The sequence below is a fragment of the Desulfovibrio sp. JY genome, from assembly GCA_021730285.1.
Lineage (GTDB): Bacteria > Desulfobacterota > Desulfovibrionia > Desulfovibrionales > Desulfovibrionaceae > Solidesulfovibrio.
On record CP082962.1, the window covers coordinates 3,257,999 to 3,282,392 of the forward strand.

Genomic DNA, 24,394 nt, shown 5'->3' on the forward strand with positions numbered 1-24,394 from the left:
TTGAACAAGACTTTCAAGGAGATGCCGTGGGTGATTTCAGAAAAGCGCTGACGGATGCAGGCCTCCTCGTTTTCGACGGGGCCATGGGCACGCTGCTGCAGGGACGGGGACTCGCTCCGGGGCAGTCGCCGGAACTTTTCGGACTGGCCCATCCCGAGGCCATCGTGGCCACCCACCGGGAATACATCGAAGCCGGGTCCCGTGTCATCACCGCCAACACCTTCGGCGGTTCCCGGTTCAAGCTGCCCGCCGGCACGGACGTTGTCGCGCTCAACCGCGAGATGGCGCGTCTGGCCCGGCAAGCGGCCGGGGACACGGCCTTTGTCGCCGGATCGGTCGGCCCGACGGGCCAGTTCGTCGCACCCTTGGGCAAAGTGACGCTGCGCGAGCTCGTGGCCGCCTTTGCCGAGCAGATTCGCGGCCTGGCCGCGGGCGGCTGCGACCTGATCGTCGGCGAGACCCATTTCGACGTGGCCGAGGCCAAGGCGCTGGTGCTGGCCTGCCGCGAGGTCTGCGACCTGCCCGTGGCCGTGTGCATGACCTACGAGGGCGCGGCCAGCCTCACCGGTTCCGCGCCGGAGGTCTTCGCCGACGCCATGGAGAATCTGGGCGTCGACCTCATAGGCGTCAACTGCGGCGCCGGCCCGGACGACATGCGCCTTGTGGGCGAAGTCTATTCCCGGCGCCTGTCCACGCCCTTTTTCGTCAAGCCCAACGCCGGCATGCCGCGTCTGGAAAACGGCAAGACCGTCTTTCCCATGGGCCCGGAGGAATTCGCCGAGAAAACGGCCCGCTTCGCCGATCTCGGGGCCAAGGCCCTTTCCGGCTGCTGCGGCACCACCCCGGCCCACATTGCGGCCCTGGCCAAGGCGCTTTCCGGGCGCTCCTGGACACGGCCCGAGGCCCCGGACCGGTCGGTCCTGGCCGTCACCTCCCGGGCCCTGACCGTCACCCTCGGCGGCACAAGCCCCTGCGCCGTCATCGGCGAGCGCATCAACCCCACCGGCAAGGCGGAGCTGGCCGCTGAACTCGTGGCCGGGGAATATACGAAAGCCCTGGCCTTTGCCGAGGAGCAGGCGGCCGCCGGCGCGTCCATTCTCGACGTCAACGTGGGTGCGCCCATGGTCGACGAGACCAGGACGCTTCCCGGACTGGCCCTTGAATTGACCAAGCGCCAGCGCCTGCCGCTGTGCCTCGATTCCAACAACGCCGAGGCGCTGACCAACGCGCTTTGGGCCTCGCCGGCAACACCCCTGGTCAATTCCATCAGCGGCGAGCCCGGCCGCATGGAGCTTTTGGGACCCCTCTGCCGCGATCACGGCGCGCCGTTTATTCTGCTGCCGCTCAAGGGACGCAAGCTGCCGGTCACGGCCGCCGAGCGCCTGGCCATCATCGAGGAACTGCTCGCCCAGGCCGAATCTCTGCGCATCCCCAAAAGGCTGATCCTGGTCGACGCCCTGGCGCTCACCGTGTCCTCCAAGGCCGAGGCGGCCCTCGCCTGCCTGGAGACCATCCGCCACTGCCGCGACGCCTGGGGGTTGCCCACGGTCCTTGGCCTGTCCAACATTTCCTTCGGCCTGCCGGCCCGGGAGCTGGTCAACGCCGCCTTTTTCGCCATGTGTCTGGGGGCCGGGCTTTCGGCCGCCATCGCCAACCCCAACGTGGCCCGGCTCATGGAGACCGGCGCGGCCTGCGAAGTGTTGCTGGCCCGCGATCCCCAGGCCGGCCGGTTCATCGAGCGCTACGCCGGCTGGAAATCGTCCCCCGGCGGCGGGTCCGCTCCGGCGGCCGCAGCGAAAGACGAGACGGGCGGCAGCCCCCTGCGCCAGGCCGTCATCAAGGGCCGCCGGGCCGAGCTCGACGGACTCATCGATGCCGCCCTGGCCGAGGGACGCGACCCGGCCGCCATTTTGAGCGAGGAGCTTATCCCCGGCATCATGGAAGTGGGCGAGCGCTACGAGCGCAAGGAATTTTTCCTGCCCCAGCTGCTCGTCGCCGCCGAGACCATGCGCGCCGGGTTCACCCGCCTCGAGCCGCTTCTGGCCGAAACGTCCGGAGCCGAGAAGGCCCGCATCGTCATGGCCACGGTCGAGGGCGACATTCACGACATCGGCAAGAACATCGTGTGCCTGATGCTCAAAAACCACGGCTTCGAGGTCATCGACCTGGGCAAGGATGTGCCCGCCGCGCGTATCGTGGACGAGGCCCAGGCCTGCAAGGCCGACATCATCGGCCTCTCGGCGCTTATGACCACCACCATGGTGCGCATGGAAGACACCGTGCGCCTGGTCAAGGAGCGGGGGCTTGCGACCAAGGTCATGGTTGGCGGGGCCGTGGTGACCGCCGCCTTCGCCAAGTCCATCGGCGCCGACGCCCACGCCGCAGACGCCGTGGACGCCGTCCGCCAGGCCAAGGCCCTCATCGGCGGGTAGGAAAAGAGAGGGGAAGAGGATGCGAGAGGGGAAACCCTTTCAAGAAAGGGTTCTCCCCTCTCGCGCTCTCCCCTTCCTCAAGTTTTCAAAGGGTGTGGGGCGCTAGAGTTAATGGCGTGTTATCGTTAAAAGTCTTTGGAAAGGGGGCCTGGGGGGAGAACCTTTCGAAAGACAAGGTTTCCCCCCAGGTTCATTTATCCTAAAAGCATCTGGCACGGGGCGGGCGTGCGCGTCCGCGCCGGAGTCGTTATTTCGGAGGATTATCCTTGCGCAAACGCATAGTTTTTTTCATGCTGGCCTTGCTGCTTGCGACGGTATCACGCGGGCTGGCCCAGGATGCCGGCCCGATCAAGGGGCAGGGCGTGCTCGACGCCATTGTAGCCGCCCAGGGCAAGGTTGTGGTGGTGGACTTTTTCGCCTCCTGGTGCCGTCCCTGCCTGATGGAGATTCCGGACTTCATCGAGGCCCGCAAGCACTATCCGGCCGACAAGGTTGTTTTTATCGGCATCTCTCTCGACCAGGACAAGGGGGAGTATTTCCGCTTCGTCAAGCAGACGCCGTTCAATTTCCCGGTGCATCTGGCCGACCCGGACGTGCTGTCCACCTTCGGGGTCAAGATGATCCCCAAGACGCTCATTTACGACGGCAAGGGGCAACAGGCGGTCAACCATGCCGGGTACATGCCCGGCGACATGCTGCGGCAGTCCATAGAGACCCTGCTTAAAAAAGACATTGGTTCATGAGCAATTTTTTCATCCGCAAGGCGAGAATCCAGGACGTCAAGCAGATCCACGCGCTGCTGATGCACTGCGCCAAGAAGGAATTCCTGCTGCCGCGCTCGTTCAATCAGCTTTACAGCCATCTGCGCGACTTTTTCGTTCTGGCCGGCCACGACATTCCGGGCATCCTCGGCTGCTGCGCCCTGTCCATCACCTGGGAGGATATCGCCGAGATACGCTCCCTGGCCGTGAGCGAGGAAATCCAGAAGCATGGCTGGGGCGGCAAGCTGGTGGAGGCCTGCCTGTCCGACGCGGTCACGCTTGGCATTTACAAGGTTTTCACCCTGACCTATCGGCCGCATTTCTTCGAGCGCCTGGGATTTGCTCCGGCGGAGAAGGAACAGTTGCCCCAAAAGGTCTGGGCCGATTGCATCAACTGCCCGAAATTTCCCGAGTGCGACGAACACGCGCTGATCATGGAAATGTAGGCGCGAAACGGAAAAGGCGATTGCAAAGCGACATGGCGGAGACATTGCGCGAGGTGTTCGGCGAAGCGGCCATTGCGGCGCGGGTGGCCGAACTTGGTCGGGAGGTGTCGGCCCATTACGCCGGCAAGGACGTGGTCATGGTCGGCGTGCTCAAGGGCGCGCTGCCTTTCATGGCTGATCTGCTGCGGGCCCTGGATTTCTGCCCGGTGCTCGATTTCATTCGGGTGGCCAGCTACGGCTCGGACACCGCACCCGGGCAGCTGCGGTTTCTCATGGACCTGCAAAGCGACATCGCCGGCCGTCATGTCCTCCTGGTGGAGGATATCGTGGACACCGGCCGCAGCCTGTCCTATCTCTTGGACATCCTGTCGCGGCGCAATCCGGCCAGCATCAAGATATGCACCTTTCTGGACAAGGCCTATCGCCGCGAGGTGGACGTGACCGCGGATTTTGTGGGCTTCCCGGCGCCCCCTGTCTATCTTGTGGGCTACGGTATGGACATCGGGGAACGGTTGCGCCGACTGCGCGGTGTGTACGAGTTGATCGGGTAGCGTGCGGCCTTATAATTGCATAGCGTGACCCAAACCGTAACCGGCATGGGATAGACCGTCATGATAGTACAGTGCCCGAATTGCCAGTCCAAGTTCAATCTGCCCGATGACCGGCTTGGTCCGGACGGCGCCAAGCTGCGCTGCGGCAAATGCCGCCAGGTGTTCCATGTCGATCCTCCGGCTCCGGCCGCGCCGCCCGTTTCGGAGGACCTGTCGGATTTCGATTTTCCCGACGACATGGCCGAAACGCCGGCCGCCGCCGCCGAGACGGAGAAGTCCGCCGCGCCCGGAGCCCGGGCCGATCAGGCCGCTTCCGACGAAGCGCCGCCCGATCTCTTTCATTCCGAGTCCTATGAAGCCTCGGCCGAGGAAGAGACTCCCGAGGAAGATCTCGACACCGGCCCGGTCAAGCCGGGATTCAGCCTCGACGACGTTGCCGACATTCCGCTGCCCGGCAGCACGGTGTCAAAAGACCGACGCCGTCGCATCGGCATCATCCTCGGCGCCATCGTGCTGGTGCTCGCGGCCACGCTGGCCGCCATCTATTTCCTGGATCTGATGCCGGGGGCGAAGTCCGTCAAGCCGGGCGCGACGCCGCCGGCGGCCGAGGCCCCGGCCACGCCGGAAAAGGGCGCGACGGCCGAAAAGGCCGAGAAGGCCGCGCCGGAGAAGCCCGCTGCCGCCGAGGGGGAGGGCGCGAAAAAGCCCGAGGAGACGGCCAAGGTCAAGGACATCATGCTGCAAAACGTCCGCCAGTACTACGTGTCCAACGAGAAGGCGGGGCAGCTTTTCGTGATCGAGGGCAAGGCGGTCAACAATTTCAAGACGCCCAAGGAAATGATCAAGCTCGAGGCGACGCTCTTCGACGAGAAGGGCGGTTCCCTGGCCACCCAGGAAGAGCTGGCCGGCAACACGGTGTCGCTTTTCCAGCTGCAGGTCATGACCCGGGACGAGCTGAAAAACGCCCTGGCTTCCCAGGTCGGCGTGCTCACCAACAACACCAACATCGCCCCGGGCGGCGAAGCGCCTTTCATGATCGTCTTTTTCGATCCGCCCGAAGCGGTCAAGGAATTCGGCGTCAAGGTCATCGACGCCAAGGACCCGCCCCGCCAGTAGCGGCGGCAACGCGCATGGCGGCCAAGGCCAAGAAGATTTTCACCTGTTCGGCCTGCGGCGGGGTGTCCCCCACCTGGCGGGGGCAGTGTCCCCGCTGCGGGGCCTGGAACACCCTCGTCGAAGGCGTGGCCGGTCCGGGCGGTTCCCGGGCGCTGGCCGCGGCGTCCGCCACGCCCGTGCCGCTCGGCAGCCATCCGGGCGAGGATTTCACCCCCGCATCGACCGGCATCGACGGCCTGGACCGGGTGCTCGGCGGCGGGCTGACCCCGGGCGGGGCCGTGCTGCTGGGCGGCGAACCGGGCATCGGCAAGTCCACGCTGCTGCTGCAATTGGCCGGCCTTGCCGCTGCCGCCGGCCGGCGCGTGGTGTACGTTTCGGGCGAGGAATCCCTGCCGCAGCTGAAGGCCCGGGCCGAACGCCTGGGTGTGCTGCACGACGGGCTGCTCGCCGCCGCCACCACCGATGCCGGCGCGGTGGTCGATATTCTCGGCGCGACGCCGGCCCCTGACCTCGTCATCCTCGATTCCGTCCAGACCATGCATGTTTCCGGTGTGGAAGGCGCTCCCGGCTCCGTTTCCCAGGTGCGCGGCGTGGCGGCCTCCTGCGTGGAGGCGGCCAAGCGCGGCCAGGCCTGCCTCATGCTCGTCGGCCACGTGACCAAGGACGGCCAGATTGCCGGGCCCAAGCTCCTGGAGCACATGGTCGACACCGTGCTCTACCTCGAAGGCGAGCGCCGACATCTTTTCCGCATCCTGCGCGTGCTCAAAAACCGCTACGGCCCCACCGACGAACTGCTGGTCATGGAAATGCGCGAGCGGGGGCTTTCGGAAGTTCCCGATCCGTCCACGTTTTTCCTGGGCGACCGCGATCCGGCCGTGTCCGGCTCGGCCGTGGTCATGGCTGTGGAAGGCCGCCGGCCCTTTGCCGTGGAGGTCCAGGCGCTGGCCGCCAAATCCTTTTTGTCCATGCCCCGCCGGGCGGCGCTGGGGCTCGACGTCGGCCGGCTGCACCTGCTTTTGGCGGTTCTGGAAAAGCGTCTGCGCTTAAACCTCGGCCAGGTGGACCTCTACGCCAAGATCGGGGGCGGGCTCAAAATCCCCGACCCGGGACTGGATCTCGGCATCGCCGCCGCCGTGCTGTCCTCGTTTTACGACCGGCCGCTGCCGGCCGGGGCGGTCTTTTGGGGCGAGGTGGACCTGTCGGGGCGCATCCGGCCCGCGGCCGGCCATGACACGCGCCTCAAGCAGGCCGAGCGCCTGGGCTACGGCCCCATCCTGTGCCCCAACGCCGCCGGGCGCGGGCACAAGGTCGAAACCCTGCCCGATCTGGCGCGCCTGCTTTTCGCCAAAGCGTGAGACGCGGAGCGCATCCGGCTGTCATCGTGATTTGACCCTTCCTTGAGATTGGTGCATACAAATATGTATGCAGCGAATCTTCTCCGGGTCGTTGCCGGTCGGCCCGCAAAAAACCGGCTCCGCTTCCTGGCGCTTCACCGTCTGGGCGCCCAAACGCAAAAAACTTGCCCTGATCCTGCCCGATACGGCGCAATCCTTCCCAATGGAGCCGCTCCCCGGCGGCTACTTCACGGTCGAAACGGACGGTCTCGTTTCGGGCACACGCTACCTTTTCGAGCTTGATGGGGAGGTTCGTCGGGCCGATCCCGCCTCGCCCCACCAGCCGGACGATGTCCACGGCCCCTCGGCCCTGGTCGATACCGGCGCGTTCGCCTGGACCGACGCCGGCTTTGCTCCGCCAGCGCCCGAGGCGCGCATCACCTACGAAATCCATGTCGGCACCTTCACCCCGGAAGGCACGTTCGACGCGGCCATAACGCGCCTGCCGCACCTGGGCGAGCTTGGCGTCACCTGCCTGGAGCTCATGCCCGTGGCCCAGTTTCCGGGCGCTCGCAACTGGGGGTACGACGGCGTCTATCCCTACGCCCCGTCCGCGGCCTACGGCGGTCCGGCCGGACTCGCCCGGCTCGTCGACGCCTGCCACGCCGCCGGGATCGCCGTTATTCTCGACGTCGTCTACAACCACCTTGGCCCCGAGGGGAATTACCTGCGCGATTTCGGACCCTATTTCACCGACCGCTACCACACGCCCTGGGGCGAGGCCGTCAACTTCGACGGTCCGGGCAGCGGCCCGGTGCGGGACTTTTTCATCGGCAACGCGCTCTACTGGCTGCGGGAGTACCATATCGACGGCCTGCGCCTCGACGCGGTGCACGCCATCTACGATCAGAGCCCGATCCACGTGGCGGCCGAACTGGCCGCCCGGGTGGAGACCTGGGTGGCCGGCGCGGGAAGGCGCGTCTTCGTCGTGGCCGAGACGTATTGCAACGATCCGGCCGTCATTACCGAGGAAGCCGCCGGCGGCATGGGGCTCGATGGCGTCTGGAACGACGATTTCCACCACGCCGTCCATGCGCTGCTCACCGGCGAAAAGCGCGGCTACTACGCCGATTACGGCAGCCGCGACGACCTGATTGCGGCCGTGACCGAAGGGTTTGTCTACGCCGGCCGCCATTCCCCGTTTTTTAACCATCGCCGGGGTGGCGACGCCGCGCATCTCCCGGCCGACCGCTTCGTCAACTGCATCCAGAACCACGACCAGGTCGGCAACCGGGCCATGGGCGAGCGGCTGATTGACCTGGTCGGTCCCGAAGCGGCCAGGCTGGCCGCCGCGCTGCTTATTTTGTCCCCGGGCTCGCCGTTGCTCTTTATGGGCGAGGAGTGGGGTGAGGCACGGCCATTTCTCTATTTTATCAGCCATCTGGACGCCGGCCTCGTCGATGCGGTGCGCAAGGGACGAAAGCGCGAGTTCGCCTCGTTTCGCTGGCGCGGCGAGCCGCCGGACCCCTTTGCCCAGGCGACCTTCGAGGCCAGCCGTCCGGATTGGGCCAAGCTCGCCTCGCCCGACCACGCCGCCATGTTCGCCTGGTACCGGGAGTTGTTGCACCTTCGCGCCGCAAGCCCGGCCCTGTCCGACACGCGCCGCCGCCTGACCCGGGTCTGGCCCCTGGACGCCTACCGCGCCCTGGCCATGGAGCGCCGGGGTGGCGACGGCCGCTACCTGTGCCTCTTCAATGCAGCCAAGCGTCCGTCCCGGGTCAAAGTCGGCACGGCCGGCCGGCCCGGCGACTACGTCCGGCTCCTGGACGCCGCCGAGGTCCGTTTCGGCGGCTGGGGCGCCATGACGCCAGAGCGTCTGTCCACGAGCTTCTTTTCCCTGCCGGCGCATTGCGCCTGCGTCTACAGATTTTCGGAGAACATGCCCACATGAGCCGCTACATTTGCATTCACGGCCATTTTTACCAGCCGCCCCGGGAAAATCCCTGGCTGGAGGAAGTCGAGGTCCAGGACTCGGCCCATCCGTATCACGACTGGAACGAGCGCATCACGGCCGAGTGCTACGGACCCAACGCCGCCTCCCGCATCCTGGACGGGGAAGGGCGCATCATCGACATCATCAACAACTATTCCAAGATCAGCTTCAACTTCGGCCCCACCTTGCTCTCCTGGATGCAACGCCACCATCCCAAACTCCATCAGGCCATCGTGGACGCGGACAAATTGTCCATGGAGCGCTTCGACGGCCACGGCTCGGCCATGGCCCAGGCCTTTTCCCACATGATCATGCCGCTGGCTGCCCGGCGCGACAAGATCACCCAGGTCCGCTGGGGCATTGCCGATTTCCGCTCCCGCTTTGGCCGCGACCCCGAGGGCATGTGGCTGCCGGAAACGGCCGTGGACCTGGAGACCCTGACCATCTTGGCCGACGCCGGCATCCGCTTCACCATCCTGGCCCCCAGGCAGGCGGCCAGGGTGCGGCCGCTTGGCGGCGGGGCGTGGCAGGACGTTTCCGACAGCCGGGTGGACCCGACCACGCCGTATGTCGTGAAGCTCCCCCGGGGGAAATCCATCAACGTCTTTTTCTACGACGGCCCCATCTCCCAGGATCTGGCCTTCGGCGACATGCTGGCCACGGGCGAGGCCTTCCATTCTCGGCTCATGGCCGCGTTTACCGACGCCGGCCGCGACTGGCCGCAGCTCGTGCACATCGCCACCGACGGCGAGACCTACGGCCACCACCACAGTTCCGGCGAGATGGCGCTGACCTATTGCCTGTCGCTGATCGAATCCGATCCCTCGGTGGAACTCATAAATTACGCCGCCTATCTCGACCGCCATCCGCCCCGGTTCGAGGCCGCGATTTTCGAGAATTCCTCCTGGAGCTGCATCCACGGCGTGGAGCGCTGGCGCGCCGACTGCGGCTGCAATTCCGGCATGCACGGCGGCTGGAACCAGAAGTGGCGCGCGCCGCTTCGGGAGGCCATGAACTGGCTGCGCGACAAGTGCGTCGAGATTCACGAACGCCTGGCCCCGGCCTATTTCAAGGGCATCTGGAAGGCCCGCGACGCCTACATCGAGGTCATGCTCGACCGTTCCCCCGAGCGGGTGTCCGCCTTTCTCGCCGCCCACTCCAGAAAGCGTCTTTCGCCGCAAAACATGGTCACGGCGCTCAAGCTTATGGAGCTCCAGCGCTACGCCATGCTCATTTTCACCAGCTGCGGCTGGTTCTTCGACGAGATCTCCGGCATCGAGACGGTGCAGATCCTGCAATACGCCGCCCGGGCCATCCAGCTCGCTTTGGAGCTCGACGGCGTCTCCCTGGAAAGCGCGTTTACCGAAAAGTTGCGCCAGGCCCCGAGCAACGTGCTGCAAAGCGGGCTTGCGGCCTACGAGAAGTACGCCAAGCCGGCCGCCGTGACCCTGCCCCGGGTCGGCGCGCACTACGCCATCGCCTCGCTTTTCGAGGGCTATCCCGAGCACTACGCTTTCGGTTGCTACACGGTACGGGGCACCATCTCGCTTCGCGAACGGGCTGGCCGGTCGCGGCTGGTGACGGGCCGGGCGTCGATCGCCTCGGTGGTCACCCTGGAGCACCTCGACGTGCAGTTCGCCGTCATCCATGCCGGCGACCACAACCTGACCTGCGGCATCGCCGCCTTGGGCGACCCCGAGGCCATGCGCGGCATGGAGAGCGCCTTGCGTCAGGCCTTCGAGCGCGGCGACCTGCCCGAGACCATCCGCACCCTCGACGCCCACTTCGGGCAAAACATCTATTCCATCTGGCACCTGTTTCGCGACGAGCAGCGCAAGGTGGTGGCCGAGGTGCTTTCCCCGGCCTACCAGGAGGCCGAAGCCACCTATCGCAAGGTTTTCGAGAACAACTACCCCGTGCTGCGTTTTCTCCAATGGCTGTCCGTGCCGCCGCCGCGCCATTTCCTGGACGCCGCCGCCTTTGTCGTGGAAACCGACCTCAAGCGGATGCTCGGTGGCGAGGCGATGAACCTCGACCGCCTGGACGACCGCATCAAGGAGGCCAGGGGCTTCGGGCTGACCCTTGACTACGACGCCTTGGGACTTCTGGCCGCCCAGTGGGTCAACCGGCGGCTGGCGGCCTTTGGCGAGACGCCCCGGGACATCCTGGCCCTCGACAACGTCAAGGAGGCCCTGGCGCGCCTTGGCGACCTGCCCATGGGGCTGAACCTGTGGAAGGCTCAGAACATCATTTTCGAACTTTCGCGCAGCCACTACCCGGACAAGGCCGGCGCCGCCGCCGGGGGCGACAGGACCGCCGATCGCTGGCGGGCGGCGTTCGAGGCCGTGGCCGACGCGTTGCATGTGAGGGTGCCGGCATGAGCGCGCCGCTTGCCACGTATCGGTTGCAGTTTTCCCCGACCTTCACCTTCGAGGACTGCCGGGCCGTCCTCGACTACCTGGTTGCCCTTGGCGTCTCCCACATCTATGCCTCGCCCATTTTCCGGGCCCGGCCGGGGTCGACCCACGGCTACGACGTGTGCGACCACAAGGAGATCAACCCCGAACTCGGCGGCGAGGAGGGCTTCCGCGCCCTGGCCGCCGAGGTCAAAAAACGCGGGCTTGGCTGGATTCAGGACATCGTGCCCAACCACATGGCCGTCTCCGGCGACAACCGCATGCTGGTCGACGTCCTGGAAAACGGCCCGTCGTCGCGCTACTACCACTATTTCGACATCGACTGGGACCATCCCTACGAAAGCATCAAGGGTCGGATGCTGGCCCCGTTTCTCGGCAATTTTTACGGCCGGACCCTGGAGAACGGCGAGATCGCCATCGGGTTCGACCACGACGGCTTTTTCGTGCGCTACTATGACCTGCGCTTTCCGCTGCGCATCGATTCCTACATCCGCATCCTCACGCTGGGCCTCGATGCGCTGCGCCGCAAGATCGGCCGCGACGCGCCGGACTACATCAAGCTCCTCGGCATCCTCTACACCATCAAGTCCCTGCCGCCCGACGATCCCCAGACCGACCGCTACGACCAGATCTATTTCATCAAGCAGATGCTCTACGAACTGGCCGAAACGAGCCAGGCCGTGCGTGAACATGTCCAGGGAAACCTGGCCAAGGTCAACGGCACCGAGGAGATCGAGGGCCAGGGGGATCAGCGGGCGCTTCTCGAAAGCATCCTGTCCGAGCAGTATTTCCGGCTGTCCTATTGGAAGGTGGCCGGCGAGGAGATCAATTACCGTCGTTTTTTTTCCATAAACGACCTCATCTCGCTGCGGGTCGAAAACGAGGCGGTGTTTCGCAACTCCCACGGCAAGATTCTCGACATGGTGCGGGAAGGGCTTTTCTCCGGGCTTCGCGTGGACCACATCGACGGGCTCTACGATCCTTCGCGCTATCTGCGCCGGCTGCGCGAGGCCATCGGCGACGCCTATCTGGTCGTGGAAAAAATCTGCGTCGGCGACGAGCCGCTGCCCGCTTTCTGGCCCATTGCCGGCTCCACGGGCTACGATTTCATGAACGCCGTGTGCCGCCTGTTCGTGGACGACGCCAAGGAACGGGCCTTCGAGAAAATTTACGCGGGCTATACCGGCCGGCGGCAGCGGGCCGAGGATCTGGTGGTCTGGAAAAAGCGCCGCATCATCGAGACCCACATGTACGGCGACGTGGAAAACCTGGCCCGGCTGATAAATGCCGTTTCGAGCCTGGACCGGCAAGGCTTCGACATCACCCTGCGTTCGACCAAGCGGGCGCTGTCCGAGGTGTTGGCCAATTTTCCGGTCTACCGCACCTACATCTCCCCGGACGCCCTGCGGCCGGCGGACATCGGCTACATACGCACGGCGGTGCGTAGCGCCAAGCTCCACAACGACGACCTGGCCTATGAACTGGATTTTCTGGAGCGGTTTCTGCTCCTGCAATACGACGAGAATTTCAGCGAGGAAAAGAAGATGCAGTGGGCCAGGATCGCCATGCGCTTCCAGCAGGTGACCGGCCCGCTTATGGCCAAGGGCGTGGAGGATACGGCTTTTTACGTGCTCAACAGGCTTCTTTGCTTGAATGAAGTGGGCGGCGAGCCGGGGACCTTCGGACTTTCGGCCGCGGCCTTCCACCGCGTCATGGAGGAGCGGGCCAGGCAGTGGCCGACGGCCATGAGCGCCACCGCCACCCACGACACCAAGCGCGGCGAGGATGCGCGACTGCGCCTGGCCGCCCTGTCCGAGATTCCCGATGTCTGGCGGACGGGGCTGGCCCGTTTTTCGCGCATCAACCAGCGCCGCAAGACCAGGATCGGTGACAAGCTCGCGCCGGATAAAAACGACGAATACATGCTCTACCAGGCGATTCTGGCCCATTATCCGGTCGCTGCCGGGGATATGGCGCAATTCAAGGACCGGCTGGTCGCATTTCTGATCAAGGCCGTGCGCGAGGGCAAGGAGCGCTCCAACTGGCTCAATCCGGACCTGGAATACGAAAAGGCGCTCACGGATTTCGCCACCAGGATGTTGCGCGATTCGTCCAAGAACGCTTTTCTGACCGATGTTGCCCCGCTTTGCCGCCGGGTCACGGAATTGGGCTTTTCCTATTCCCTGGCGCAGACGCTTCTCAAACTGACTTGTCCCGGCACCCCGGATCTGTATCAGGGGACCGAGGGCTGGGATCTGTCTTTCGTCGACCCGGACAATCGCCGGCCCGTGAATTTTGCCGCCCGAGCGAAGCGGCTTGCCGCGATCGGCAAGGCCTTTGACGCCGATCCCGTGGCCCTTTGCCGAACGCTTGCGGCCTCGCCCGAAGACGGCCGGATCAAGCTTTATACGCTGTGGCGGGGGCTTTACGCCAGACGCGCCCAGCCGGCGCTGTTCACCTCCGGTGCCTATGTCCCGGCGCGGTTCGAGGGCAGCCAGGCCAAACGCCTCTTCGGCTTCTGGCGCACCTTCGAGGGCGAGGCGGCCCTGGCTCTCGTGCCCCGGCGCATCGCCGCGCTTTCCCGGGGCGAGTCCGTCTTCGCCCTGGGCGGCATTTGGGAGGACACGCGGCTTGCGGAACCCGCCCCCGGCATCACCGAATTCACGGACGTCATGACCGGTCGACGGTTTTCTTGCGGCGAATGCTACATCAAGGACGTGCTGCGGGACTTCCCGGTGGCGCTCCTCGTCAGCGGGAAGCGGGAAGTGGAGGAAGAATAGAGAATCCGGGGGAGAACCTTTCTGGAGAAAGGTTCTCCCCCGGACCCCCTCTCCCAAGACTTTTCATAGTAGTACGATGTGATATCACAGCACCATAGTTGAAAAATTTAGGAAGGGGAGAGCACGAGAGGGGAGAACCCTTTTTAAAGGGTTTCCCCTCTCGCATTTTCTTTCCCTCTTCCAACCTCCAACACATCACCGGCGTTGGCGTAGTGGAAAAGGGTGACGTCCGGGTGGGTGAGTTGCGGGGCGAAGCGGTCGAGGTAGTGCGTCTTGCCATTGACGTGCATGGGCACGAAGACGCGGGGCCTGACCGTTCCCACGAATTGCGGCGCGCCGGAAAGGCTCGGGAGTCTCGGGTCCATGTTGGAGAAGGCGATATCCACGGGCTTGGCGGCGATGCGTTTGAGCGCCAGCCGCCAGGACATGCCGACCGCCCGCCTGGCCGCCGGTGATTGCCCGGGCCAGTCCCAAAGCGCCAAGTCTCCGCCGAAATAGACGCGAAGCCCGGCGACGTCGATCAGGTAGGCCACTCCCATGTCGTTGCTTTCCAGGGCTTCGACGCGCACCCCGTCCACATCCTTGACCATATCCGGTTCCATGACCAGCGCGTCCGCGGGCAGGCTGTCGGCGTGGAGGTCGGCCACGTCGTCGGACACCACGAACCGGCGCGAGGCCGCCCGGCGCGTGGCGTTTACGATGTCCGGATCGAAATGGTCGTCGTGGGAGTGGGAGACGAAGACCGTGAGGTCCGCGCCGTCGATATGCGAAGCGGCGACCGTGGCCGCCGCTTCGGGGAGATAGCTTGGAGCGGGATAGTCGAAGAGCAGGGTTTTGCCTTCGGCTTCCAGGATGAAGCAGTCGTGGTGGATATAAACGATGCGCGCCGGCATGGCCCGATTTCGGCCTCGCCTTAGGCCACGTCCCACTGCGGCCCGGCGGGCGTGTCCATGACCGTGACGCCAAGGCCGGTCAATTCGTCGCGGATGGCGTCGGAGCGGGCGAAGTCCTTGGCCTTGCGCGCGTCCTGGCGCTCGGCCACGAGGGCATCCACCCGGGCCGGGTCGATGCCCAGGCGCGCGGCGCGGCAGGTTTTGAGTTCGCCGAGGAACTCCTGGCTGTCCCGGCCGCACACGCCGAGAATGATTGACCAGGTCTCGAAATCCGTGAGAATGCGCCGCACGATGTCGGCCGTTTCGGCGCTCTTGGCCAAGGTCTTGTCTTCCATGAGCCGCCCGGCCAGCCGCACCGCGCCGAACACATGGCCCAGGGCCTGGGCCGTATTGAGATCGTCGTCCATGGCAGCGGTGAAGCCCTGTTCGTGCCTGGCCAGCTCCTCGGCGATTTCGGCCGGCAGCTTGGTCCCCGACCATTTGGCCCGGGTCAGCGCCTGCTCCATTTGCGCCTTGGCCGCGTAGAGGCGTTTGATGCCTTTTTCCGCTTCGTCCAAGGCCTGGTCGGAATAGTCCAGCGGGCTTCTGTAGTGGGAGGAGACAAGGAAAAAGCGCAGCACTTCCGGCAGGTAGCGCTTGTAGATGTCGCGGATGGTGATGAAGTTGCCAAGGGACTTGGACATCTTCTCGGTATTGATGCGCACGAAGCCGTTGTGCACCCAGAAGCGGCAGAATTCCTTGCCTGTGGCCGCCTCGCTCTGGGCGATCTCGTTTTCGTGGTGCGGGAAGATGAGGTCCTGGCCGCCGCCGTGGATGTCGAAGGGAATCCCCAGGATCTTTTCGCTCATGACCGAGCATTCCAGGTGCCAGCCCGGCCGTCCCGGGCCAAACGGGCTTTCCCAGACCGGCTCGCCGGGTTTCGACGCCTTCCACAGGGCGAAATCGAGGGGGTCTTCCTTTTCGTCGCCCGGGGCGATCCGCGCGCCGGCGCGCATGTCGTCGATATCGCGGCCGGAAAGCTTGCCGTAGCCGTCAAAGGAGCGCACCCGGAAATAGACGTCCCCGGACGGGGTGCGGTAGGCGTGGCCCGTTTCGATCAGGCGCCCGGCCATGGCCGCCATGGCTTCCACGTACTCCGTGGCCCGGGGCTCGGCGTCGGCGCGCAGGATGCCGAGCTTGTCCATGTCCTCGTAAAAAGCGGCGATGTAGCGTTCGGCGATAGCCGCGCAGGTCGTGTTCTCGCTTCCGGCCTTCTTGATGATCTTGTCGTCCACGTCCGTGAAGTTGCGCACGAAGGTGACGTCGTAGCCCAGATGGCGCAGGTAGCGCACCAGCACGTCGAAAACCACCGACGAACGGGCGTGCCCGATGTGGCACAGGTCATAGGCGGTGATGCCGCAGACGTACATGGCCACCTTGCCCGGGTGAAGCGGGGTAAAGGGCTCCTTGGCCCGGGCCATGGTGTTGAAAAGCTGCATGAAGGCCTCCGATGAAAAGTGCCCACCTGTTGCAAAGCGATCCCGGAAAGTCAAGGGAGGCGGGCGGGTGGGCGCGGCCGGGCGTCAGCGGATGTCGGGCCAGTCCTTTTCGAAGCGGACTTTTCCCTTGGTTTTTTTGAACTTGCGCAAAAGCACGTAGAGCGCCCCCGCCCCGCCATGTCGCGGCAGGGCCGTGCTGAAGGCCAGAACCACGCGCTTTAAGGGATCGCGGGTGAGCCAGGTCTTGAGTTCTTCCTTGAGCACGGCCACGCCGCCGGGGGAGTTGGAGCCGCGCCCGGGGATGATGAGCAGGCAGCGCTTGCCGGCCAGGTAGTGCTCGCGCACGAAATGCAAAAGCGTCAAATTGGCCTGGTCGATGTTGAGCCCGTGCAGGTCGAGATGGGCTTCGGGCGAGTACTGGCCGGCGCGCAACTGGCGGTAGACCTTGGGGTCGAGGTCGGTCACAAACCCCTGCACGTACTCGTCGCTGTATTCCAGCGTGAAGTCCACCTTGCCGGAAACGAGGTCGTGCAGGACGGAAAGGGCCTTGGCCTCGTCGTCGGCCGGGGAGGGGGGCGGCGGGGGCGGCGCGGCCGGGCGCACGTCGCGGCCCTTGGTCTTTTCCCGGTCGAGCTTGTCCACGCCGGACATGGCTCGAAAAAAATCGGATTCGTCCGCGTCTTCCGGTGTCGCGGGCTTGGCGGCGGCCGCGACGACCTTGGCCACTTGTTCGGGCAGATGTTGTTTCTTGGCGACCTTCACACCCTTGAGCGCTGCGGCAAAGGGATGATGGCCGTCCTTGTTGGGGTCTTTCGCTGACATGGCCGAGGAAGCTACCGGCAAGGCCCGGCCTTGGCAAGGGATGGCGCAAGGAGAGGGGACGGGGCAGGCTGCCCCGGCCGATTGCGCGCCAAGTCGGGACGACGGCTTGCTTTCGGCGTCGATGGGTGTAGCGGCCAGGCAGGGGCGGGACCGGTGCGGGGCAAGCCCGCTCTGGCTTTTGGGTGCGTCCTGGGATAATACTGGCAGTGCCGTTTCTTGCGCGGATAATCGGCCGGGATGGTTGACGGAATCGTATACCGACTTATTATGTTAACTTGCCGGAAAACCAGCCGGACAAACGGGAGATGTTGCCCTTATGAGCGTGGAATACAAGGATTACTATAAACTCCTCGGCGTATCCAAGACGGCCAGCCAGGACGAGATCTCCAAGGCATTCAAGAAATTGGCGCGCAAGCACCATCCCGACCTCAATCCCAACGATCCCGAGGCCGAGAAAAAATTCAAGGAATTCAACGAGGCGTACGAGGTCCTCAAGGACCCCGAAAAACGCAAACTCTATGATTCCCTGGGTGCCGACTGGCAGCATGGCCAGAATTTCCAGCGTCCTCCGGGATTTGAAAACGCCCATTACAATTTCGGTGGAGCCGGTGGCCAGCAGTTCGACGCCGGGGCCTTTTCCGACTTTTTCGAGACAATTTTCGGCGGCGGCATGGGCGGCGGCATGGGTGGCGGCCGGGCCCGTTTTACCCAGGGCGGTCCCTTCGGCGGTTTCGGCGGAGCTGGCGGGGCCGGCGGCTTTGGCGGCGGGGGAGGCTATTCGCGCGGACCGTCGCGGGGCGCGGACGCCAACGCCACCTTGGAACTGACCCTGGAGGAAGCCTACAAGGGCGGGGCCAAGGCCATCAGCTTGCAGGAGCAGACCATCGGCCCCGACGGTTCGCCGCGTCTGGGCACCAAGACGCTGAGCGTCAATATCCCGGCCGGGGTGCGTGAAGGCGGCAAGATCCGTCTGTCCGGCCAGGGCAATCCGGGTCGGGCCGGCGGCAAGCCCGGGGATTTGTACCTCAAGGTCAAGATTTTGCCGCATTCGCTTTTCAAGCTCGAGGAAGGCAACGTGATCCTCGATTTGCCGCTGACGCCCTGGGAGGCGGCCCTTGGGGCCAAGGTCCGGGTGCCGACCCTGGACGGGGCGGTGGAGATGCAGATACCGGCCGGCTCCTCGTCGGGACGCAAGTTGCGGCTGGCCGGCAAGGGGCTTGGCGGCCGTGGCCAGCGCGGAGATCAGCTCGTGCGGCTGATGGTGCAGGTCCCGAGCAAGGCCACGGACGCGCAACGCGAGCTTTGGGAAAAACTCGCCGCGGCCAGCGCGGATTTTAATCCCCGGACGTTTTAGCGCCCAAGCGAGGTCGTCATGGACATCAAGCAAGTCGTTGTCGCCGCCGTGCCCGCCCGGTCCGAACGCATCAGCTTCGCCCAGCTCCAGGAACTGACCGGGCTGCACCCGACCGTTGTGGGAGAATTGATCGAACTGGGCTGGATCACACCGGAACGCACCACGGCAGATGCGTACCTCTTCCGGACGAGTGACCTCTACAGGTTGCGCAAGCTGGAACGCATTCGCCGCGATTTCGAACTTCCACTGCTCGGAGCGAGCATTGTGGTCGATCTTATCGAACGAATCGACTATCTGGAGAACAAGGTGCGCGAGCTTAATCGACTTCTCTAGGCGCTATTTCTGCAAAGAGGAGTTGTCTTGCATCATATTTTTCAAGTTATAAAGTTTAGGAAGGGGAGAGCGCGAGAGGGGAGAACCCTTTTCAAAGGGTTTCCCCTCTCGCAATATCTTTTTTCTCCTCTTCGTATTGCCATGTTGCGGAGGCGTTCTTATCTCTGATGCACGCATTCGGGAGGGTACACCATGGATCTCAACAAGTTTACGCAGAAATCCCAGCAGGCCATAAGCGAGGGGCAAGCCGCGGCCGTGCGCATGGGGCAACAGCAGGTCGACGCCGAACATCTGCTCTACGCCCTGCTCACCCAGGAACAGGGGCTTGTGCCGCGCATCCTCGAAAAGGCCGGCTACAATACCGATACCTATCTGGCCGAACTGGAAAAGGGACTTTCCAAGCTGCCCAGGGTCAGCGGCCCCGGCTCCCAACCGGGACAGGTCTACGTGACCCCGCGCCTCAACGAAATTCTGGTCAAGGCCCAGGATCTGGCCAAGCACCTCAAAGACGAATACGTCAGCGTCGAGCACCTTTTCCTGGCCTTTGTCGACGAGCCGCCTTCGACCCTGGCCGGACAGGTCAACAAGTCCCTGGGCGTGGATAAAAACCGCATCCTGACGGCGCTGACCGAGATTCGCGGCGGCCAGCGCGTCACCTCGGCCGACCCCGAGGGCACCTACGAGGCGCTCACCAAATATGGCCGCGACCTCGTGGACGCCGCCCGCAAGGGCAAAATCGACCCGGTCATCGGCCGTGACGAGGAGATCCGTCGCGTCATCCGCATCCTGTCGCGGCGCACCAAGAATAATCCCGTCGTCATCGGCGAGGCCGGCGTGGGCAAGACGGCCATCGTCGAAGGCCTGGCCATGCGCATCGTCAACAAGGACGTGCCCGAGGGCCTCAAGGAAAAGACCATCTTCGCCCTGGACATGGGCGCGCTGATCGCCGGAGCCAAGTACCGGGGCGAATTTGAGGAACGGCTCAAGGCCGTGCTTAAGGAGGTGCAGACTTCCGAAGGGCGCGTGATCCTTTTTATCGACGAGCTGCACACCATCGTCGGCGCGGGCAAGACCGAGGGCTCTATGGACGCGGGCAACCTGCTCAAGCCCATGCTGGCCCGGGGCGAGCTGCACTGCATCGGCGCCACGACCCTCGACGAGTACCGCAAGTACATCGAAAAGGACCCGGCGCTTGAACGCCGCTTCCAGCCCGTTTTCGTGGACGAGCCGAATGTGGAGGACACCATCTCCATCCTGCGCGGCCTTCGCGAGCGCTTCGAGGTGCACCACGGCGTGCGCATAAGCGACTCGGCCCTGGTCGAGGCGGCCGTTTTGTCCTCGCGCTACATTGCGGACCGGCAGCTTCCGGACAAGGCCATCGACCTCATCGACGAGGCCGCGGCCATGATCCGCACCGAGATCGACTCGCTGCCGGCCGAGCTGGACCAGATCAACCGCAAGGTCATGCAGTTGGAAATTGAGCGCGAGGCGCTGAAGCGCGAAACCGACAAGGCCTCGCGCGAGCGCCTGGAAAAGCTCGAGGAAGAGCTGGCCAACCTCAAGGAGGAGCAGTCCGGCTACCTGGCCCAGTGGGAAAAGGAAAAGGGCGCGGTCGAGGGCCTGCGGCGCATCAAGGGCGATATCGAAAAAACGCGGTTGGCCATCGAGGAGGCCGAGCGGGCCTATGACCTCAACCGGGCCGCCGAGCTGCGTTACGGCACGTTGGCCGCCCTGGAAAAGGAACTGTCCGGCCAGGAGGAGGCCATCGTCAAGACCGCCGGTGGTACCCGGCTCATCCGCGAGGAGGTCGGTCCGGACGACGTGGCCATGGTCATCTCCCGCTGGACGGGCGTTCCGGTCACAAGGCTTCTGGAGAGCGAGCGCGAAAAGCTCTTGCGTCTGGCCGACGAGCTCCATGGCCGGGTGGTCGGGCAGGATGAGGCCGTCACCGCCGTGGCCGACGCCGTGTTGCGGGCCAGGGCGGGCCTGAAAGACCCCAGCCGGCCCATCGGCTCGTTTATCTTCCTCGGTCCCACGGGCGTCGGCAAGACCGAACTCTGCAAGACGCTCGCCGCCGCGCTTTTCGACTCCGAGGAGAACATGGTGCGCCTGGACATGTCCGAGTACATGGAGCGGCACACCGTGGCGCGGCTCATCGGCGCGCCTCCGGGCTACATCGGCTACGACGAAGGCGGCCAGCTGACCGAGGCAGTGCGCAGAAAGCCCTATAGCGTGGTGCTCTTCGACGAGATCGAAAAAGCCCACAGCGACGTGTTCAACACGCTCCTGCAAATTCTCGATGACGGCCGGCTCACCGACAGCCATGGCCGCACCGTGGATTTCAAGAACACGATCATCATCATGACCTCGAACCTCGGGGCCCAGTATTTGCTCGAAGGCATCGACGCTTCCGGCGCGTTCAAACCGGGCGTGTCCGAGCAGGTCATGAACACGCTGCGCGGCCAGTTCCGGCCGGAGTTTTTAAACCGCGTGGACGAGATCGTGCTCTTCAAGCCGCTCCTTCGCGAACAGATCGCGGCCATTGTGGAGCTGATGCTTGGCGGCCTGCGGTCGCGGCTGGCCGATCGCAAGATCAGCCTGGAGCTGTCCGATGGGGCCAAAGCGTTTATCGCCGAGACGGCCTATGATCCGGTTTTCGGCGCGCGGCCCCTGCGGCGCTATCTGCAAGCCCACGTGGAAACACCGCTGGCCAAGGCGCTTATCGGCGGCCAAGTGTCCGACGGGCAGACCGTGACCGTCGACGCTCGCGACGGTGAACTGGTGTTTGTGTAAGGTTTAGGGAGGGGAGGGTAAGGAAAGTGCGAGAGGGGAAACCCTTTGAAAAGGGTTATCCCCTCTCGCGCTCTCCCCTTCCCAAACTTTTTCCTGCTTACACACAATCATCAGCTAATTGTCAGCGGTCATTGTTTTGTGTATTTTCTGGGGGTTGGAGGCGCTGGATATGGCAAGAAACATTGTGCAATTCCAGAAGGGTATGAGCGAAGATGCGTTTGAGGCGCAATTCGGCACCGAGGAGAAATGCTGGGCACACCTCGTGCAATGGCGTTGGCCCGAAGGATTCGTTTGTCCAATTTGCGGCAGGGATAAGTACTCGCTGCTTATTGTTGGCAGGCGACGGCTCTTTCAGTGCTCACATTGCCGTACGCAGACTTCGGTGACCGCTGGCACAATCTTCGCTTCCACCAAAGTTCCCCTCAAGAAGTGGTTCCGCGCCATTTATCACCTCACTCAAAGCAAGGGCGGCATCTCCAGTGTCGAATTAGCCCGCAGACTTGGTGTCACGCAAACGACGGCCTGGAAAATGTCTCACAAGCTGATGCAGGTCATGCTCGAACGTGAACACCAGCAACGTCTCACCGGCCGCGTAGAGATGGACGATGCTTACCTTGGCGGTAAACGACGTGGTGGGAAACGTGGACGTGGTGCCCCAGGAAAAATTCCGTTTATTGCGGCAGTTGAAACGACAAAAAGTGGACAACCACACAAGATGAAGCTGTGCCGAGTCAAAGGTTTTCGGCGTAATGAGGTGCAGCGGGCATCTCAGAAAATCTTGCGTTCCGGGACATTGGTGGTGACGGACCGGTTGCCATGTTTTTCCGAGGTCCAGGCTGCGGGCTGTCGGCACGAACCCGTTCAAGACAGTGGCCGCAAGGCTGTGCAGGACTCAGTATTTAAGTGGGTCAACACCATGCTTGGCAATGTGAAGTCAGCATTATTGGGAACATATCGTGCCGTGAGAGGCAAACATGTGTCGCGCTATCTGGCCTCGTTCGGATATCGATTCAATCGCCGTTATGACTTGGCGACAATGCTCACGCGGTTGGCCTGGGTCTCCTTGCGGACGCCGCCCATGCCTTACAGACTGCTCAAACTGGCTGAGGATTGTGCGTAACCAGGAACTTTTTAACGGGGGATTGAACCCCAACCTGTTCGTTTTGGATGAAGACCGTTCCACACTGCATGAAGGCCGGTGGGGCGGTGGATTGGTGGTCTCACCCGGTTGGTCGCAGATGAGGAATTGTTCCCGAGTATGGATCGCGTGGCCAGGGCCGGCGGGACGTCTGGGGGGACGCGAAGGCGTATTCTTCAAATATGCGCCGCACGCGTCCCCCCAGACGTCCCGCCGGCCAACCAATCACGATTTTTGAACAGCCGCATGAGGATGTACCGTCTATGAACCTTGCTTCGGCCGCCTTTGCCGATCTGGCCCGCATCCGCGAAACCCAGCCGCTGGTCGTCAACGTCACCAACAACGTCGTCACCAACACCACGGCCAATACGCTCCTCGCCCTTGGCGCGTCGCCGGCCATGACCCACCATCCGGCCGACGCCGCCCAGCTTGCCGCCGTGGCCGGGGCGCTGGTCTGCAACATGGGCACCCCCGGCGAGGAGAACGTGGCCGCCATGCTGGCCGCCTCCGACGCCGCCCGGCAGGCCGGCGTGCCCGTGGCCTTCGATCCCGTGGCCGCCGGCGCCACGCCCTGGCGGCGCGAGGTGGCCCGACGCATGCTCGAGGCCGGGCCGGTGACCGTCATCCGTGGCAATGCCTCGGAAATTCTGGCCCTGGCCGGCGGGTCGGCCGCCTCCCGGGGCGTGGACAGCATGTACGCCAGCCTGGACGCAGCCGAGGCCGCCGCCGTACTGGCCCGAAAATGCGGTTGCGTGGTCTGCGTCAGCGGGGAACTCGACGTGGTGACCGACGGCCAAAGCAGCGTCACCCTGGCCGGCGGCCATGCGCTCATGCCCCGGGTAACGGGGCTTGGCTGCACGGCCACGGCCTTTGTCGGGGCTTTTCTGGCCGTCAACCGGGACGCCCTTGCCGCAACCGTCCACGCCATGGCCGTGATGGCCGCCGCCGGGGGGCTCGCCGCCGCCGGAGCGGCCGGACCGGGCAGCTTTTTCGTCCGCTTTCTCGATATCCTCTATACCCTGACCGAGGCCGACCTCGAGGCCGGAGCGCGGGTACTGCCGTGAGCCGGCCCGCTTTCGACCTCGGGGTCTATCTGGTCACGGACCGGCCGGCGCTTATGGGTCGCCAACTGCTCGACGTGGTGGGGCGGGCCGTGGCCGGCGGCGCGACCATAGTGCAGTTGCGCGAAAAGGAAGCCGCCACGCGGGAGTTCGTGGAGCTGGCCCGGGCCGTGCTTGGCCTTACCCGGCCGCGCGGCGTGCCGCTCATTATTAACGACCGGGTGGATGTGGCGCTGGCCGCCGGGGCCGATGGCGTGCACGTGGGCCAGGACGACATGCACCCGGCCGATGTTCGGGCGCTTTTGGGGGCGCGGGCCATCATCGGACTGTCGGTGACGGGCGAAGACGAGGCCCGGGCCGCCCGGGGGATGCCCGTGGACTACCTTGGGGCCGGGCCGGTTTTCGCCACGGCCACCAAAAAGGATGCCGGTGCGCCGCAAGGACTTCCCGGGCTGGCCGCCATGCTTGCCCTGGCCGAAGTGCCGGTGGTGGCCATCGGCGCGATCAAGGAAGGCAATGCCCGGGAGGTCATGGAGACGGGTGTGGCGGGCGTGGCCGTGGTGTCCGCGATTTGTTCGGCCCCCGATCCGTGTGAGGCCGCCGTACAACTCCGGCACATCGTGGAAGCCGGGAGGACTCGCTGATTTTTTTGTTTTATTTTTTCGCTGTTGGATGCATTGGTCGGCCGGCGA

Annotated in this window: 18 protein-coding genes; 15 read left to right on the top strand and 3 right to left on the bottom strand. The window is 64.4% G+C overall.

From position 1 onward, the window contains the following. Positions 1-26 precede the first annotated feature (26 nt). The 9 genes from K9F62_14520 to treY all read left to right on the top strand — a co-directional run bounded on the left by K9F62_14520 (position 27) and on the right by treY (position 13,830). On the top strand, positions 27-2,432 hold the full coding sequence (locus K9F62_14520; GenBank protein UJX39923.1) for a homocysteine S-methyltransferase family protein: 2,406 nt from the start codon (positions 27-29) through the stop codon (positions 2,430-2,432). Between the two features lie 266 nt (positions 2,433-2,698). Beyond that, positions 2,699-3,175 carry a TlpA family protein disulfide reductase gene (locus K9F62_14525; protein ID UJX39924.1) on the top strand — a complete coding sequence of 159 codons (477 nt, stop codon included), beginning with the start codon at positions 2,699-2,701 and terminating at the stop codon, positions 3,173-3,175. Further along, on the top strand, positions 3,172-3,639 hold the full coding sequence (locus K9F62_14530; protein UJX39925.1) for an N-acetyltransferase: 468 nt from the start codon (positions 3,172-3,174) through the stop codon (positions 3,637-3,639). The genes K9F62_14525 and K9F62_14530 overlap by 4 nt, the downstream gene beginning before the upstream one ends. Positions 3,640-3,671: 32 nt before the next feature. Continuing rightward, positions 3,672-4,190: a hypoxanthine phosphoribosyltransferase gene (gene hpt / locus K9F62_14535; GenBank protein ID UJX39926.1), complete on the top strand. Its 519-nt coding sequence runs from the start codon at positions 3,672-3,674 to the stop codon at positions 4,188-4,190. Between the two features lie 60 nt (positions 4,191-4,250). After that, complete coding sequence (locus K9F62_14540) at positions 4,251-5,306, top strand: zinc-ribbon domain-containing protein (protein ID UJX39927.1); 1,056 nt, start codon at positions 4,251-4,253, stop codon at positions 5,304-5,306. 14 nt (positions 5,307-5,320) lie between these two features. After that, the gene (gene radA / locus K9F62_14545) at positions 5,321-6,661 is read left to right on the top strand and encodes a DNA repair protein RadA (GenBank protein ID UJX39928.1); all 1,341 of its coding nucleotides are present in this window, start codon (positions 5,321-5,323) and stop codon (positions 6,659-6,661) included. 67 nt (positions 6,662-6,728) lie between these two features. After that, positions 6,729-8,591 carry a malto-oligosyltrehalose trehalohydrolase gene (gene treZ / locus K9F62_14550; protein ID UJX39929.1) on the top strand — a complete coding sequence of 621 codons (1,863 nt, stop codon included), beginning with the start codon at positions 6,729-6,731 and terminating at the stop codon, positions 8,589-8,591. Next, complete coding sequence (locus K9F62_14555; protein ID UJX39930.1) at positions 8,588-11,014, top strand: DUF3536 domain-containing protein; 2,427 nt, start codon at positions 8,588-8,590, stop codon at positions 11,012-11,014. The genes treZ and K9F62_14555 overlap by 4 nt, the downstream gene beginning before the upstream one ends. Further along, a complete protein-coding gene (gene treY, locus K9F62_14560) occupies positions 11,011-13,830 on the top strand; it encodes a malto-oligosyltrehalose synthase (GenBank protein UJX39931.1) in 2,820 nt (939 codons plus the stop codon). Before K9F62_14555 ends, treY begins: the two co-directional genes overlap by 4 nt. Positions 13,831-13,973: 143 nt before the next feature. Here treY and K9F62_14565 read toward each other — a convergent pair whose 3' ends face one another. The 3 genes from K9F62_14565 to K9F62_14575 all read right to left on the bottom strand — a co-directional run bounded on the left by K9F62_14565 (position 13,974) and on the right by K9F62_14575 (position 17,023). After that, positions 13,974-14,723: an MBL fold metallo-hydrolase gene (locus K9F62_14565; GenBank protein UJX39932.1), complete on the bottom strand. Its 750-nt coding sequence runs from the start codon at positions 14,721-14,723 to the stop codon at positions 13,974-13,976. Positions 14,724-14,743: 20 nt separating this feature from the next. After that, positions 14,744-16,201 (bottom strand): cysteine--tRNA ligase, encoded by a 1,458-nt coding sequence (gene cysS / locus K9F62_14570; GenBank protein ID UJX39933.1) that lies wholly within the window; start codon positions 16,199-16,201, stop codon positions 14,744-14,746. A gap of 84 nt (positions 16,202-16,285) precedes the next feature. Continuing rightward, the gene (locus tag K9F62_14575) at positions 16,286-17,023 is read right to left on the bottom strand and encodes a Smr/MutS family protein (protein UJX39934.1); all 738 of its coding nucleotides are present in this window, start codon (positions 17,021-17,023) and stop codon (positions 16,286-16,288) included. A 316-nt stretch (positions 17,024-17,339) separates the two neighbouring features. On the opposite strand from K9F62_14575, the gene K9F62_14580 reads away from it, so the two are divergent. From K9F62_14580 to thiE, 6 genes are all read left to right on the top strand, one after another. Next, positions 17,340-18,377 carry a DnaJ domain-containing protein gene (locus K9F62_14580; protein ID UJX39935.1) on the top strand — a complete coding sequence of 346 codons (1,038 nt, stop codon included), beginning with the start codon at positions 17,340-17,342 and terminating at the stop codon, positions 18,375-18,377. A gap of 18 nt (positions 18,378-18,395) precedes the next feature. Beyond that, positions 18,396-18,710 carry a chaperone modulator CbpM gene (locus K9F62_14585; GenBank protein UJX39936.1) on the top strand — a complete coding sequence of 105 codons (315 nt, stop codon included), beginning with the start codon at positions 18,396-18,398 and terminating at the stop codon, positions 18,708-18,710. A 192-nt stretch (positions 18,711-18,902) separates the two neighbouring features. Then, on the top strand, positions 18,903-21,503 hold the full coding sequence (gene clpB, locus K9F62_14590; protein ID UJX39937.1) for an ATP-dependent chaperone ClpB: 2,601 nt from the start codon (positions 18,903-18,905) through the stop codon (positions 21,501-21,503). Positions 21,504-21,672: 169 nt separating this feature from the next. Further along, positions 21,673-22,623: an IS1595 family transposase gene (locus tag K9F62_14595; protein UJX39938.1), complete on the top strand. Its 951-nt coding sequence runs from the start codon at positions 21,673-21,675 to the stop codon at positions 22,621-22,623. A gap of 281 nt (positions 22,624-22,904) precedes the next feature. Further along, positions 22,905-23,705, top strand: coding sequence for a hydroxyethylthiazole kinase (gene thiM / locus K9F62_14600; protein UJX39939.1), 801 nt, complete (start codon positions 22,905-22,907; stop codon positions 23,703-23,705). Beyond that, on the top strand, positions 23,702-24,346 hold the full coding sequence (thiE, locus tag K9F62_14605; GenBank protein ID UJX39940.1) for a thiamine phosphate synthase: 645 nt from the start codon (positions 23,702-23,704) through the stop codon (positions 24,344-24,346). The genes thiM and thiE overlap by 4 nt, the downstream gene beginning before the upstream one ends. Positions 24,347-24,394 lie beyond the last annotated feature (48 nt).

Coding starts and splice junctions, on each gene's coding strand:
- K9F62_14530 (UJX39925.1), top strand. CDS start 3,172: ATGAGCAATTTTTTCATCCGCAAGGCGAGAATCCAGGACGTCAAGCAG.
- hpt (UJX39926.1), top strand. CDS start 3,672: ATGGCGGAGACATTGCGCGAGGTGTTCGGCGAAGCGGCCATTGCGGCG.
- K9F62_14540 (UJX39927.1), top strand. CDS start 4,251: ATGATAGTACAGTGCCCGAATTGCCAGTCCAAGTTCAATCTGCCCGAT.
- radA (UJX39928.1), top strand. CDS start 5,321: ATGGCGGCCAAGGCCAAGAAGATTTTCACCTGTTCGGCCTGCGGCGGG.
- treZ (UJX39929.1), top strand. CDS start 6,729: ATGCAGCGAATCTTCTCCGGGTCGTTGCCGGTCGGCCCGCAAAAAACC.
- K9F62_14555 (UJX39930.1), top strand. CDS start 8,588: ATGAGCCGCTACATTTGCATTCACGGCCATTTTTACCAGCCGCCCCGG.
- treY (UJX39931.1), top strand. CDS start 11,011: ATGAGCGCGCCGCTTGCCACGTATCGGTTGCAGTTTTCCCCGACCTTC.
- K9F62_14565 (UJX39932.1), bottom strand. CDS start 14,723: ATGCCGGCGCGCATCGTTTATATCCACCACGACTGCTTCATCCTGGAA.
- cysS (UJX39933.1), bottom strand. CDS start 16,201: ATGCAGCTTTTCAACACCATGGCCCGGGCCAAGGAGCCCTTTACCCCG.
- K9F62_14575 (UJX39934.1), bottom strand. CDS start 17,023: ATGTCAGCGAAAGACCCCAACAAGGACGGCCATCATCCCTTTGCCGCA.
- K9F62_14580 (UJX39935.1), top strand. CDS start 17,340: ATGAGCGTGGAATACAAGGATTACTATAAACTCCTCGGCGTATCCAAG.
- K9F62_14585 (UJX39936.1), top strand. CDS start 18,396: ATGGACATCAAGCAAGTCGTTGTCGCCGCCGTGCCCGCCCGGTCCGAA.
- clpB (UJX39937.1), top strand. CDS start 18,903: ATGGATCTCAACAAGTTTACGCAGAAATCCCAGCAGGCCATAAGCGAG.
- K9F62_14595 (UJX39938.1), top strand. CDS start 21,673: ATGGCAAGAAACATTGTGCAATTCCAGAAGGGTATGAGCGAAGATGCG.
- thiM (UJX39939.1), top strand. CDS start 22,905: ATGAACCTTGCTTCGGCCGCCTTTGCCGATCTGGCCCGCATCCGCGAA.